Source organism: Burkholderia sp. E168m23, assembly GCF_016586125.1.
Classification (GTDB): domain Bacteria; phylum Pseudomonadota; class Gammaproteobacteria; order Burkholderiales; family Burkholderiaceae; genus Burkholderia; species Burkholderia orbicola.
On sequence record NZ_BCPP01000064.1, the window covers coordinates 1 to 13,583 of the forward strand.

At 63.9% G+C, this 13,583-nt stretch carries 11 protein-coding genes and 1 pseudogene; 7 read left to right on the forward strand and 5 right to left on the reverse strand.

The genetic code is table 11. From position 1 onward, the window contains the following. On the reverse strand, positions 1–491 hold a 491-nt coding region (locus JMF90_RS05670), incomplete at its 3' end, for a helix-turn-helix transcriptional regulator (protein WP_236597949.1). Between the two features lie 421 nt (positions 492–912). Between JMF90_RS05670 and JMF90_RS05675 the strand changes: the two genes are divergently transcribed. From JMF90_RS05675 to JMF90_RS05695, 5 genes are all read left to right on the forward strand, one after another. After that, a complete protein-coding gene (locus JMF90_RS05675) occupies positions 913–1,842 on the forward strand; it encodes a carbohydrate ABC transporter permease (protein WP_050768789.1) in 930 nt (309 codons plus the stop codon). Positions 1,843–1,951: 109 nt separating this feature from the next. Further along, complete coding sequence (locus tag JMF90_RS05680) at positions 1,952–2,737, forward strand: carbohydrate ABC transporter permease (RefSeq protein ID WP_234044226.1); 786 nt, start codon at positions 1,952–1,954, stop codon at positions 2,735–2,737. Positions 2,738–2,739: 2 nt separating this feature from the next. Further along, positions 2,740–3,831: an ABC transporter ATP-binding protein gene (locus JMF90_RS05685; protein ID WP_201317388.1), complete on the forward strand. Its 1,092-nt coding sequence runs from the start codon at positions 2,740–2,742 to the stop codon at positions 3,829–3,831. 82 nt (positions 3,832–3,913) lie between these two features. Continuing rightward, positions 3,914–4,720 (forward strand): inositol monophosphatase family protein, encoded by an 807-nt coding sequence (locus JMF90_RS05690; RefSeq protein ID WP_226292373.1) that lies wholly within the window; start codon positions 3,914–3,916, stop codon positions 4,718–4,720. An 83-nt stretch (positions 4,721–4,803) separates the two neighbouring features. After that, complete coding sequence (locus JMF90_RS05695; protein ID WP_236597950.1) at positions 4,804–5,883, forward strand: LacI family DNA-binding transcriptional regulator; 1,080 nt, start codon at positions 4,804–4,806, stop codon at positions 5,881–5,883. Between the two features lie 39 nt (positions 5,884–5,922). On the opposite strand, the gene JMF90_RS05700 is transcribed toward JMF90_RS05695, so the two are convergent. The 3 genes from JMF90_RS05700 to JMF90_RS05710 all read right to left on the reverse strand — a co-directional run bounded on the left by JMF90_RS05700 (position 5,923) and on the right by JMF90_RS05710 (position 10,065). Beyond that, on the reverse strand, positions 5,923–7,527 hold the full coding sequence (locus tag JMF90_RS05700) for a GMC oxidoreductase (protein WP_201317387.1): 1,605 nt from the start codon (positions 7,525–7,527) through the stop codon (positions 5,923–5,925). A gap of 12 nt (positions 7,528–7,539) precedes the next feature. Then, positions 7,540–9,327, reverse strand: a complete 1,788-nt coding sequence (locus JMF90_RS05705; protein WP_074806867.1) for a thiamine pyrophosphate-binding protein — start codon at positions 9,325–9,327, stop codon at positions 7,540–7,542. Between the two features lie 75 nt (positions 9,328–9,402). Continuing rightward, positions 9,403–10,065 (reverse strand): ThuA domain-containing protein, encoded by a 663-nt coding sequence (locus JMF90_RS05710; RefSeq protein ID WP_077217190.1) that lies wholly within the window; start codon positions 10,063–10,065, stop codon positions 9,403–9,405. A 349-nt stretch (positions 10,066–10,414) separates the two neighbouring features. Here JMF90_RS05710 and hisD point away from each other — a divergent pair, with 349 nt between their 5' ends. Beyond that, positions 10,415–11,701 (forward strand): histidinol dehydrogenase, encoded by a 1,287-nt coding sequence (hisD, locus tag JMF90_RS05715; protein WP_011545712.1) that lies wholly within the window; start codon positions 10,415–10,417, stop codon positions 11,699–11,701. A gap of 441 nt (positions 11,702–12,142) precedes the next feature. Continuing rightward, positions 12,143–13,273, forward strand: coding sequence for a porin (locus tag JMF90_RS05720; protein ID WP_201317386.1), 1,131 nt, complete (start codon positions 12,143–12,145; stop codon positions 13,271–13,273). A 67-nt stretch (positions 13,274–13,340) separates the two neighbouring features. Here the strand turns inward: JMF90_RS05720 and JMF90_RS05725 are convergent. Then, positions 13,341–13,583 (reverse strand): annotated as a pseudogene (locus JMF90_RS05725) (carbohydrate ABC transporter substrate-binding protein); the annotation flags it as partial.

Here is a 13,583-nt window from a genome sequence, read left to right on the forward strand (position 1 = left end):
AACGAGTAGCCGACTTTGCCGTCCTGATCCAGTAACGGGAAACGTTCCACGGTAACGTACTGCACCACCGAATCGCGCTCGTAGAGGCACGTCACGGAGCGCAGGATGCGCCCCTTGTAGATCGACGAGTTGTGGTACCGGTAGTACACCCCGAGAAAATCCTGCAGCGCGGCGCTCGACGACTTGATCAGCGGCAGAAATCGCAGAAAGCTCGGTGCGGATTTCAAATCGAACGGCAGTTCGTATTCGAGTCCTTCGTAAAAACTGCGGAATTCCGGCGGCGCCCGGAACAGGTCGGCCGGCTCCATCAGAAAAAACTTGGCGATCTTCAGCAGCACCTTCTGCGACGGAACGTGGTGGCCCGCCAGATATTTGTTGAACTGCTGGCGATTGATGTTCAGCTTCCGGCAAAAATCCGCGATGGAGTCGAAGGACGCCACGAGCAGCGACAGATTGCTGGCGAGGTTTGAAAGGTCGTGCTGACGATCCATGTCGTTTCTGAAGAAATGATCGAAGGGACCTGCGATGAACGGCGAACCGGCGTGCAACGGTCGGTCGCGGGCCGCGATGCGTCGATTCCCGTGCGGGATTTTCCGTATGGAAACCGAAGGAAATCGACGCATTGAGCGCATCGTGCGGTATCCGAAGCGTGGGCCGCCGCACTGCCTCCGCGCGTGATCGAGTGTACTGCGTTTCGTGCGTCACTGTGCGTCTCTTTTGAGCGCTCCGCGAAATTGAGCACGTGTTTTTAGCGGCAAATACTCCAGCCACCGATCGCATGATCCCGACACGGTCGTGCACGGAACGAGCGGCACCATCCGGGCATGACGCGCCGCGGGGATGCCGCAAGCATCGCGTGACCGTATCAGGAGAGGGGAGCGCATGAAAGCAGAAACCACACGGAGATTCGAGATGTCTTTTTCCCCAGGAGGCGGCATCCATGCCGGAGCGCCCGGGCAGCGGCGACGCTGGCTGCGCGCGAGCCCCGCGGCCCTTACGCTGGCGCCGAGTGTCGTCGTACTTTTGATTGCCGTCTATGTGTTCATCGGCTGGTCGATCGTCATCTCGTTCACCAGTTCGAAGTTCGCGCCGAACTACGACTTCGTCGGTCTTGCGCAGTATGCAAGGCTATGGGATTCGGATCGATGGAATGTCGCGGTAACGAACCTCGGTTTGTTCTCGATCGCGTTCATGCTGATCTCGCTCGTGCTCGGCCTGTTGCTCGCGATTTTTCTCGACCAGAAGGTGCGGGGCGAGGGGGCGTTCAGGATGATCTATCTGTATCCGATGGCCGTGTCGTTGATCGTGACCGGCACCGCGTGGAAGTGGATCCTGAATCCCGGCCTCGGGCTGGAAAAGCTGCTGCAGGATCTCGGCATCACCGGCATCCATGTCAACTGGCTGATCGACCCGCAGATGGCGGTCTATACGCTTGTCGTCGCCGCCGTCTGGCAAACCGCGGGCTTCGTGATGGCGATCTTCCTGGCGGGCCTGCGCGGGATCGACGGCGAAATCATCAAGGCGGCGCGCATGGAAGGCGCCGGCACGCTGCGCATCTACCTGACCATCATCATCCCGATGCTGCGCGCGTCCGTGTTCAGCGTGGTCGTGATCCTGATCTACCAGGCGGTGCGGTCGTTCGACCTTGTCGTGGCGTTGACGAACGGCGGCCCGGGTTTCTCGAGCGACCTGCCGACGACGTTCATGTACAACCTGACGTTCAGCCGCGGTCAGCTCGCGCAGGGCGCCGCCAGCTCCGTCATGATCCTGCTCGTCGTGGTCGCACTTACCGTCCCGTATCTCTACTCGGAGTTCAAGCGTGAACACAACGACAGTCTCTGACACGGCCCGGCACGTGCGTCGCGTGTCCCGCCCGTCGGGCACGACGCTGCGTGTGGTCGCGCGTGCGGTGCTCTATGCGATTCTCGTCGGCAGCGCGGCTTTCTTCGTGATGCCGCTCGTCGTGATGGTCTTCGCTTCGTTCAAGGACATGGAGGAGATCCGGTCGACGTCGATTCTGTCCTTTCCGCTCGCGCCCACGGTCCAGCCGTGGATCGATGCATGGCAAAACGCGTGCGTCGGAATCGACTGCGTGGGCCTGAACGGGTTCTACGTGCGGACCGTGCTGATCGTCGTGCCTGCCGTCGTGTTGTCCACGCTGCTTGGCGCATTGAATGGCTACGCGTTGACGAAATTCAATTTCAGAGGATCGAAGTTCGTCTATGGGGTGATCCTGTTCGGCACCTTTACGCCATATCAATCCGTGTTGATACCGCTTGCGAAGACGCTGGGCGTGCTCGGCCTGTCGGGCAGCCTTGCAGGCCTCGTGCTCGTGCATACGGTCTACGGCTTGCCGTTCACGACGATGTTCTTTCGCAACTACTTCATGACGGTGCCGCAGGATCTCGTGAAGGCGGCGCGGGTCGATGGAGCGGGTTTCTGGACGACGTTCGCGTACATCATCCTGCCGCTGTCGGTACCGATGATCGTCGTTACCGTGATCTGGCAGTTCACGTCGATCTGGAATGACTTCCTGTTCGGCGTGTCGTTCACGAGCGGTCAGAACACGCCCATCATGGTTGCGCTGAACAACATGGTGAGTGCGAGCGCGGGCGAACGTCCGTACAACGTCCATATGGCCGGTGCGTTGCTGGCCGCTCTTCCAACCCTCGTCATTTATTTCCTGGCGGGCAAGTATTTCGTGCGCGGCCTGATGGCCGGCGCGGTCAAGGGGTAATCATGGCTTCTCTGCATATTCGCGACGTCCGCAAGAACTACGGCAGCGTTGCGTGCCTCAAGGCAATCAACATCGATGCCGACGACGGTGAATTCCTCGTGCTGCTCGGCCCGTCCGGCTGCGGGAAGTCGACCTTGCTGAACGCGATCGCGGGGCTCGAACCGGTCAACGACGGCGAGATCGTCATCGACGGTTCGGTCGTCAACGACGTCGAATCCGCGAAGCGCGATATCGCGATGGTGTTTCAGTCGTATGCGCTTTACCCGACGATGACGGTGCGCAACAACCTGACATTCGGGATGCGCGTGCGGAGGGCATCGCGATCCGAGCAGGAGGAGGCGGTCAAGCGGGTCGCGGCGATCCTGCAGCTCGATCAGTTGCTCGATCGCAAGCCCAGCCAGCTGTCGGGTGGGCAGCGCCAGCGCGTGGCCATGGGGCGCGCGATGGTGCGGGAACCGAAGATCTTCCTGTTCGACGAGCCGTTGTCGAATCTCGACGCGAAACTGCGCACGGAAATGCGCGCGGAAATCAAGAAGCTGCACCAGCGTGTCGGCACGACCACGGTCTACGTGACGCACGACCAGATCGAAGCGATGACGCTGGCGACGAAGATCGTCGTCATGCGGGGCGGCGAGGTGCAGCAGATCGGCACGCCGGAGGATGTTTACGATCGTCCGGCGAACCTGTTCGTCGCGCGTTTCATCGGGTCGCCCGCGATGAACTGCCTGACGGGCGTGCTGCGTGGCCGTGACACCCACGCGGTTTTCATCGGCGGCGACGGCAGCGGGCACACCGTCGAGATCGCGCTGGGCGCGCTGAGCGACGCGCAACGCGGCTACCTCGACCGGGACGTCGTACTGGGCGTTCGCCCGGAATGGCTCGCGCCGGGCGTCGGGGCAACGAGCTTCCAGGCGACGGTCGACGTCGTGGAGCCGACGGGTGCCGACAACTTCGTGCTGCTGTCGGTCGCGGGCGAATCGATCATGGCCCGGTTCGCGCCCGGTGTCGGACGCGTCGGGGACGTGATGCAGCTCGTCGTCAATGCGGACAAGGCACTGATCTTCGATCCGGCGACCGAACAGCGCGTCGTCTGAAAGGACGGGTCGGTCGGGATCGTGGCGTGCCCGACCGGCCCGTATCAGGACGATGAACGTGGAGTGGAATGACGAACCTTCGATGGCGGGACCGATGTCGGGTATCGACGAACAATACTATCGGGACACGGTGATCGAGCTCTGCGACCTGGCTCGCACGCTGTGCGGCGCCGTGGCGCACGACACGCTCGCGATTACGCGAAAGGGCGACACGTCGCCCGTTACCGAACTCGACAAGCGTATCGAGCTGGCGCTACGCAGCCGCATTCAGGCGCGGCACCCGCTGGATTCCAGCGTCGGCGAGGAGTTCGGCGTGGTCGACGGCCTCGCACACGGCGTGTCGAACCGGAGATGGGTCATCGACCCGCTCGACGGGACGCGCGCGTTCGTGACGGGCAGTCCACTATGGGGCACGCTCGTCGGCGTGCTGTGCGACGGCGTGCCGTGGCTCGGCGCGATCGACATGCCCGCGCTCGGCCAACGAATGATCGCGAGCAGCACCGATGCCGCGACGCACGTCGAGTCGGCTGCCGGCACGGCGGTGCCCCTGTCGGCGGCGCGCATGTGCACGACGACGCCGGACAAGTTCACACCCGACCAGCACGCGGTATACGCCAGGCTCGTCGCGCGTGTCGCCGTGCATCGATACGGCGGCGATTGCTTCAATTACGCGGCGCTGGCCAGCGGGCGGTGCGACCTCGTCGTCGAATCGGGACTCGCCCCCCACGATTTCCTGCCGATCGTGCCGATCGTCGAAGCGGCCGGCGGCCGGATGACGGACTGGCGCGGACGACGATTGACCGAGCGCTCGGCCGGCGACGTCGTCGCGGCGTCGAGCGGCGCGCTTCATGCAAGCGTGATGGCATTGCTGGCCGGCTCGAATGCGTGAAGGGTTCGGCGTGTATCCCTGTAAAATGCGGCATTGCCAGCCCACAGGCGGATGCCTTCCCATCGATGAAGCGTGCCGTATCCATGAAGGACGTCGCATTGGCCGCCGGCGTCTCTCAGCCCGCGGTCTCCTATGCGTACAACAAGCCGTCGGAAATCTCCGAGGCACAGCGCGAGCATATTTTCGCCGTGGCGAAAAAGCTCGGCTATCCCGGGCCCAACGTCCGCGGGCGCAGCCTGCGCTCCGGGCGGGTCGGTGCCGTCGGCCTGATGATCATGGACGAGTTGCCTTACGCATTCGCCGATCCGGCGACCACCTGCCTGCTGCGCGGCATCGGTGAAATCAGCGAACTCGCGAACGTCGCGCTCGCGCTCTTCCCGCTACAGAAGGATCTGGCGAATCATGCCGGCGACGCCGCGAACGGCAGCCTCGCGGTACGCGGGTTCGTCGACGGCCTGATCGCGTACTCGCTGCCGGACCACTATCCGGTCATCGAGGTCGCGCGCCGGCAGGGCATCCCGGTCGTGATCGTGGACGCACCAATCATCGACAAGGTGCCGTTCGTCGGGATCGACGATCTGCAATCCGCCATCGTCCAGATGCGGCATCTGGTCGAGCTCGGTCACCGGCGGATCGGCATCGTGGCCGACCGGCTGCGTCCGGACGGCGTCAGGGGCATCGTCAGCAGGCAGCGCTTCCAGGAAGCCACGGAAAACGTCGTGCGCGCCCGCATCGAAGGCTATCTGCGCGCGGCCGAAGCGGTGGGGCTCGGCTTCGACGACCTGTTGATCGTCGAGGCCGGCGGCTTCGATCGTGCATCGGGCATCTGGGCGGCCGAACAGATGCTGCAGCATACGGGCCTCACGGCAGTGGCGGCGACGTCGGACGTGATGGCGCTCGCGCTCGTGCAGGCGGCGCGTGAACGCGGGGTGGCGGTGCCCGATCGGTTGTCCGTGGCGGGTTTCGACGATATACCGGAAGCAGCCGGTGCCGGGCTCACGACCATCCGCCAGCCGCTGATCGAGAAAGGCCGTCAGGCCGCGCAACTGCTCAGCGAACTGCTGAGTGGCCCCGCCGCCCGCAAGCCGCGCGTGCCCAGGGTGCTCCTGCCGACGGAGCTGGTGGTGCGATCGACGACGCAGGCGCCGGCCGCGGCAAGATGAGCGCGGCCGGCGGATCGCGGCGCAGGGGCAAGCGTCGCTTCAGCGACCGACGAACTGCCTGGCCACACGAAGCGCATTCGCGGCGATCGTGAGCGCCGGATTCACCGCCGCGGAGGACGGGAACCACGAACTGTCGACGATCCACGCGTTTTCCACGTCGTGAAGCCTGCAGTTCGTGTCGAGCACACTAGTGCCCGGGTCGTTGCCCATCACGGCCGTGCCGCATTGATGCGAGTTGGTTGCAATGCCCATGCGCTTGGTCAACACGAGCGGATACCCGGCCCGCCGCATCATCGCGACCGTCTTCTTCACGAGCGCCCGGTGTGCACGCAGGTTGTTGGCACGCCACCTGATGCGGATGCGGCCCGACTGCGGATCGACCGTGACGCGGTTCTCCGGATCGGGAAGGTCCTCGCTGGTCAGGTAGAGATCGACGCTGTGGTCGGTCATGTAGCGCGAAACGGCCTTCGGCAGCCACGGATACATGCCCGTCACCATCGGCTCGCGGATCTTGCCGAGCATCTGCACGTTACCGAGCGGAAACGCGTTCTGCGGGGAGCGCAAATACCAGTCGTTGACCGCGAGCGTTTTCTGGAACAGCACGTCGTTGGCGCGACGCGGATCGACCGCGAGCATGAACGTGCTGTTGTGAACCATATAGTTCCGGCCGAGCATCCCCGAGCGGTTGCCGATACCTTCCGGATGCGCGTGATCGGCCGATCGCAGCAGAAGGGCCGCCGAGTTCACCGCGCCGCACGCGAGGACGAACCGCTTGGCGCGGATGCGAACGGGTTGCCCGTCGCGAACGCCGAGCGCCTCCTCGATGCGCGTGCCGTCGGCCGACATGACGAGACGATCGATTCGGGTGCGCACCATCAGCCGTGCGCCGCCGCTGCCGACGAGCGGCCTCAGCACGGACACTTCCGCATCGCCCTTCGCATCGACGAGGCAGGGATAACCGTCGCAGGTCGAGCAGAGCACGCACGGCCGTTCGCCTCCGTAGTTGACGGCCGCCGGCATCACGAACGGACGAAGGCCTTGCGCACACATCGCCGCGGCGAGCGGCCGCAACGCGGGGTCGTGTTCCAGCGCGGGAAACGGATAGTCGCCGGAGCGCCACGGATCGGTCGGGTCCTGGCCTCCCGCGCCATGGACGTTGTAAAGCCGCTCCGCGGCCGCGTAGTACGGCTCCATGTCGGCATAAGTGATCGGCCACTCGGGCGAAATTCCCTCGGCGTGTTGAATCGCGCCGAAATCGGCTTCCCTGAACCGTGGAAGCATCGCGCCGAAGACCTTCGTGTTGCCGCCGACGTAGTAGAACACGCCGGGTGAAAACGGTTTGCCGGCGTCGTCGTCCCACGACTCCGCGTTGCGGTAGCGTCCGTCGCGAAATACGGCTTCGGCCTGCCAGTTCTGGATTTCACGAGGCAGGAAATCGCCGCGCTCGACGATGAGCACGTCGAGGCCGTGACCTGCGATGCCTTGCGCGAAACTCGAGCCGCCCATGCCGGACCCCACGATGACCACGTCGCAGGTAATGATTCCATCGCTGCCGGGCACGACCGTCGGGATTTCGCGCCGGAGCACCGGCGCGAAACTGGACAGACCGGACGCCGGACGATGAACATGCGTTGCATCGCTCATGCGCTGACTACCTTACAGATGTTGCTCTGAGTTGCGGAATTGCGCGTACTCTTCCTGGCGCTCGTCGTCGATATAGGCCGGAATCGGGAAATCCCACCAGCCCGGCACCCACGGGCCGGCCGCGTCGCGATCCGTCGGAATCTCGATCAGGCACGGCGCGTTGCTGTCGAGCGCCTGCTGGAGGATCGGCTCGAGTTCGTCATTGCTGTTGACGCGCCACGACTTGAGACCGAATGCCTTGCCGACCGCCTCGAAGTCGGGCGAGTACGGGCGTCCGTCCGGATAGTTGAACTCGGTACCGATATGACGGCTCGTCTGCTTGCGCTGGCCGCCGCGAATCGACATATACCCGGCGTTGTTCTGCACGATGAAGATCACCGGCAGGTTGTTGGTGACGCAAATCGCGATTTCCTGCGACGTCATCAGGAAGTCGCCGTCACCGAGAATGCATACCACCGGGCTGTCCGGCTTCGCGAGCTTCGCACCGATGGCGGCGGGCACCGCCCAGCCCATCGACGAAAAGCCGCCGGAGGTCAGGTGGGTACGCGGCGTGTAGACCGGGAAGGTCTGTTTGACCGCGCCCTGGGTATTGCCCGAGCCGACCACCACGATGGTGTCGCGCGGGAAGATCTTGCGCAGCGCGCCCAGCGGTCGTTGCGACGTGAACGGGAAGCGGTCGGAATCGCGGCGCGTGGCCAGCTTGGCTTCCCATTCCGCCTTGTGCGCGGCGACCTCGGCCAGATATTCGCCGCGGTCGGCCGCATCGCCTTCGAGCGCTTCGACGATATGGGCGAGCGCGTACTTCGCGTCGGCCACGATGCCGACGGCGACCGGATAGTTCTTGCCGATCTCGTGCGGATCGATGTCGATGTGGATCAGCTTGCCGGGCGGAATCGAGAACGTGACGCCTTTCGCGTAGCTCGACGACGACCAGTCGGTGAAACGGCAGCCGACGGCGATGATCACGTCCGCGCTCGATGCGACCTTGTTGCCGCACATCGTGCCGGTTTGGCCGACGCTGCCCGCGAACAGCGCATGGTCTTCGGGGAAGCCGCTCTTGCCGTTCCAGGTAGTGACGACCGGAATCTGCCACTTCTCGGCGAGCGCAAGCACTTCCGCGGCCGCTTCGCCGGTGATGACGCCGCCGCCGATGACCATCACCGGGCGCCTGGCCTGCCGAAGCACGTCGGCCGCTTTTTCGACGGCGACGGGGTCCGGATACACCTTGCCGAGCGGCACGCGTTCCTCGAGCTGGTGCAGCGTGACTTCCGCGGCCTCGGCCTGCGTGTCCATCGGAATCTCGACATGAACCGGGCCGGGGCGGCCGGTCAGCATCGAGCTGAATGCGCGATGCATGATGAACGGCAACTCCTCGACGCGCTGGGCCACCCAATGACGCTTGGACACGGCTTCGGCGATCTTCGGGAAATCGTTGTCGACGTAGCGTTCGAGTTCCTGAAGCAGGCCGTGACCGCGCATGTGCGTGGGCGGCCCGCCGGTGATGAGCATGACGCTCGTCGAATCGGTGAAGGCCGTTGCCATTCCGATGACCGTATTGCTCGCGCCGGCGCCGATCGACGTGACTGCCGCCATCGGCTTGCCCGACACACGGTAGTAGCCGTCGGCCAGATGCACCGCGCTTTGCTCGTGAAACACCTGGATGAAGCGAATCTCCGAGTCCTTCTCGAGGAACGCGTCCGTCAGCGTCCAGATGCCGTGACCGGGAATGCCGGCGACGTATTCGACACCGTAGTTCTTCAACGTCTGGGCGACGATTTGACTTCCGGTAAGCTTTGCCATTTTTCTATCCTGACTAGGATTTGAGGACACCCGCGCGCGACGACGGTCGGCCCGCGCGGACTTTCTTTGACTGCGTCACGCAGCCGGTCGCGCGGCCCATTGCAGGCCTTGCATCGTGAGGCGGCGAACGTTGATGTCGGACAGGTTGCCGACGTCGTGGCCGATCGAGTGGTAGAACACGCGGCCGCGTCCCCACTGCCTGACCCATGCGACCGGGCTGCGATTGCCGGCCAGCCACGGGAACGGCTTGCCGTCGAAGGTGGTTTCGGCCAGCACGTGGTTGTTCGGATCGACCTGCATGTAGTACTGCTCCGAACGGACTTCGAAGTCCTCGACGCCGCGCGTGACCGGATGGTCGTGATCGATCACGTTGACCATGTACGGATGCGGATAGCCTTCGCCGGCAGGGTGCTCGATGAACGACCCGCCGAGCACCATGTGATAGCGAAGACTTGCGCGAAACGCCGCGGCGGCGCCATGCCATGCGGCGAGGCCGGTGCCGTTCTCGATGGCGTCCAGCAGATGCCTTTCCTGGGACGCGGTCAGCGTCTCGGTCGTGACGGCGTTGTTCCAGCCGATCACGATCAGATCGAAGGCGGACAGATCGCGATCGAGCGTGAAGATGTCGGTCGAACCTTCGACCTCCCAGCCCAGTTCGTCGAACAGTCCGCGCGTCCATGCGGCGACTTCATACGGGTAGTGCCCCGGCCAGCCGCCGTACAGATGGAGAACTCGCATGATGACTTCACTCCTTGTTCAATGGAACTTATACGTATAAGTTGGCGAAATGCTGCGCGCCCAAAATGGCGATGTCAAGCACTAGAAAACCCTCGGCCGGCGGGGGCCGGAAGACGGTATCCGGGCGCGCGGGCAGTCGGGCGGGCGCGGCGAAACGCCGGGAGGGACGCGCCTCGGCAGGTGCGTCAGCGCGGTGCGTCATGTCGCGTCAGCTTCGACGCGGATGCGAAATTGTGTCGGCAAATTCGGCCCGCGAAAATTTGCCCGTGTGATCGAACTCGTTCGGATCGTGCACCGTCGCAACGCGGGTTTCGCGCTGCATGGTCGGGAAACACTCTTGGAGATTTTTGTGATCCAGCATCTTAAGAAAAGCAAGCCGATGGAGGCGCAACTCGAGATCGCGAAGCAGGTGCGCGATACGGTCGAGCAGATCATCGCGGACGTCGCCGCCAACGGGGACGCTGCCGTGCGCGAATACTCGATGCGGTTCGACAAATGGAACCCGGCATCCTTTCGGCTGACGGACGCGGAAATCAGCGCGTGCGTCGCGACCCTGTCGGAGCGCGAACTGGACGACATCAAGTTCGCGCAGCAGCAGGTTCGCCGGTTTGCCCTGGCGCAGAAGGACGCATTGCGCGACGTCGAAGTCGAGACGCTGCCGGGCGTGGTGCTCGGTCACCGCAACATTCCGGTGAATTCCGTCGGCTGCTATATCCCGGGCGGCAAGTATCCGTTGCTGGCTTCCGCTCATATGAGCGTGCTCACGGCCAAGGTTGCCGGCGTCAAGCGTGTGGTGGCCGTGGCGCCGCCGTTCGACGGCAAGCCGCACCCGGCGATCGTCACGGCGATGCATCTCGCGGGCGCGGACGAGATCTACTGCGTCGGCGGCGTGCAGGCGATTGCCGCATTGGCGCTCGGTACGGATCAGTTCGAGCCGGTCGACATGATCGTCGGCCCGGGCAATGCCTACGTGGCCGAAGCGAAGCGCCAGCTGTTCGGCAAGATCGGGATCGACCTGATCGCGGGCCCGACGGAGACGCTCGTCATCGCCGACGATTCGTCGGACGTCGAGATCGTTGCGGCCGACCTGCTCGGCCAGGCCGAGCATGGCGTGAATTCGCCGGTCGTGTTCCTGACGAATTCCGCCAGGCTCGCGGACGGCCTGCCGGCAGAGATCGAGCGCCAGCTTGCGGTGTTGCCGACAGCGGCCGTCGCGTCGGTCGCGTGGCGCGACTATGGCGAGATCATCCTGTGCGACACCGTCGACGAAATGGTCGAAGAAGCCGATCGGATCGCGTCCGAGCACGTTCAGGTCATGACGCGCGATCCGCTCTATTTCCTCGAGCACATGACGAACTACGGTGCGCTGTTTCTCGGCGATCGTACCAACGTGTCGTACGGCGACAAGGTGATCGGCACGAACCATACGTTGCCGACGACGAAGGCCGCGCGCTATACCGGTGGGCTGTGGGTCGGCAAATTCATCAAGACCTGCACCTATCAGCGGGTGTTGACCGACGAAGCATCGGCCATGCTCGGTGAATACTGTTCGCGACTGTGTGCAATGGAAGGCTTTGCGGGGCACAAGGAACAGGCCGATATCCGCGTTCGCCGCTTCGGAAAGCGAGCGGACTGACATCGGGCCGAGAGATCGGGCAGCGATTCGGCACTCGAAAGAGTGCCGTTTTTTTTGCGTCGAGTCGAGCGGGTTTGCGCGGTTCCGCGGCGCGCGGAGGCCCTTTTCATGGCGTGGATGCGAGTGCGTCGTAGTGCGACACAAATTGTGTCTTTGCGAAATTGAGCGGCATTTATTGGACTTCAATACTGCGTCGCGGGTGAGGAGGCAGTGACCGGGTTTTCGTCCGACACAACGCGTGTCGGACGGCAGCCCGGCCGGAAACGCGGCGGTCGTCAAACGGCAGGAGGGGGTGACGATCAGCCGTCGCATGACGGCCTCCCTACCGTACACCCATCGCTCTGGATAGTTCTCCTGACGACGGGAAAGAAGCGGAGCGGTATGCGGGAGACGCATCAATACCGCTCTGATCGATGTGTACTTCGTGGACGGACAAGTGAAATGAAAAGAAAAGTCATCTCGGCGATCTCTCTGTCGATTACCGCCTACGCGGCCGGCGCGCATGCGCAAAGCTCGGTCACGCTTTACGGCATCGTCGATACCGGTATCGCATACATTCACAACAGCGGCGGACAAGCGTCGCAATGGAAGATGTCGGCCGGTAATCTGTCCGGAAACGAATGGGGGCTCAAGGGCACCGAAGATCTTGGCGGAGGCTTGTCAGCGAGCTTCCAGCTCGAGAACGGCTTCGATCTCGGCTCGGGTCAGTTGCAGAACGACGGCCGCATGTTCGGCCGGCAAGCGTTCGTCGGGCTGGGCAGCACGCGTTTCGGGACGGTCACGCTCGGTCGGCAATACGATCCGGTGACCGATCTGGTTCAGCCGATCACCGCCGATTCGTACAGCGGCCTGTTCGCGCCGCCGGGCGATATCGACAATTACGACGACAGCGCGCGTTTCAATAGTGCGGTCAAGTGGACGAGCCCGTCGTGGGGCGGTGTCACGGTCGAGACCATGTATGCGTTCGGCGGCGTGGCGGGATCGACGGGCTCCGGGCAAAGCTGGTCGGCCGCGGCGGCCTACAGCGGCGGCGCGCTCAGCGTGGCGGGCGGGTTCCTGCACGTGGACAACGGCAACGCCAGGACGTCGGCACGCGGCACGTCGAGCGCGGACAGTTTCTTCAACAGCGCCGTCAATGCTGCGTACGCCACTGCCCGCGGCATCGATATCGGGCGGATCGGCGCACAGTACGTCGTCGGGCCGGTCACGGCCGGCGCGGCGTACTCGTACACGCGCTATACGTCGGACGGCGCGTCGACGTTCGCGGGTTCGCAGCACTTCCAGAACGGCTCCGTGTTCGCGAGCTGGATGGCGACGCCGACGTTCCAGGTGATCGGCGGCTACAACTACACGCGTTCGGGCGGCCATTCGTCGGCGACCTATCAGCAGGTCAATCTCGGCGTCGACTATTTGCTGAGCAAACGGACCGACGTCTATGCGATGGCCGGCTATCAGCATGCGAGCGGCGACAATGGCCAGGGGAGCGCTCAAGCGGTGATCGGCTCTTACGACGTCAATTCGGGCGCGAATTCGCAGATCGTCGCAATCGTCGGCCTGCGCCACAAGTTCTGAGCTATTCGGGGAAATCCGGCAGACAGGCTGGTCCCGCTCCGGACGGAGCGGGACGACACCGGCGACGTCAGTTGTTCTTCGCCGCGGCTGCCAGCTTCTTGACGGCAGTGGCGGAAGTCATCGACGGGGTGTTCACGAATTGCGTGATCACATCGACGAACGATGCGCGAACGTCACGCTCCAATGCGGCATTCTCGATGAACGACGGCACGACCGCGCCGGATTGGGCGGCCGCGGCTCGGTCGGCGAAATTCAGCTTGGCGCAGTCGTCGAATTTCGATTGCGGCACGTCGAGCCGCGCGGGGATCGA

Coding starts and splice junctions, on each gene's coding strand:
- JMF90_RS05675 (WP_050768789.1), top strand. CDS start 913: ATGTCTTTTTCCCCAGGAGGCGGCATCCATGCCGGAGCGCCCGGGCAG.
- JMF90_RS05680 (WP_234044226.1), top strand. CDS start 1,952: ATGCCGCTCGTCGTGATGGTCTTCGCTTCGTTCAAGGACATGGAGGAG.
- JMF90_RS05685 (WP_201317388.1), top strand. CDS start 2,740: ATGGCTTCTCTGCATATTCGCGACGTCCGCAAGAACTACGGCAGCGTT.
- JMF90_RS05690 (WP_226292373.1), top strand. CDS start 3,914: ATGGCGGGACCGATGTCGGGTATCGACGAACAATACTATCGGGACACG.
- JMF90_RS05695 (WP_236597950.1), top strand. CDS start 4,804: ATGAAGGACGTCGCATTGGCCGCCGGCGTCTCTCAGCCCGCGGTCTCC.
- JMF90_RS05700 (WP_201317387.1), bottom strand. CDS start 7,527: ATGAGCGATGCAACGCATGTTCATCGTCCGGCGTCCGGTCTGTCCAGT.
- JMF90_RS05705 (WP_074806867.1), bottom strand. CDS start 9,327: ATGGCAAAGCTTACCGGAAGTCAAATCGTCGCCCAGACGTTGAAGAAC.
- JMF90_RS05710 (WP_077217190.1), bottom strand. CDS start 10,065: ATGCGAGTTCTCCATCTGTACGGCGGCTGGCCGGGGCACTACCCGTAT.
- JMF90_RS05720 (WP_201317386.1), top strand. CDS start 12,143: ATGAAAAGAAAAGTCATCTCGGCGATCTCTCTGTCGATTACCGCCTAC.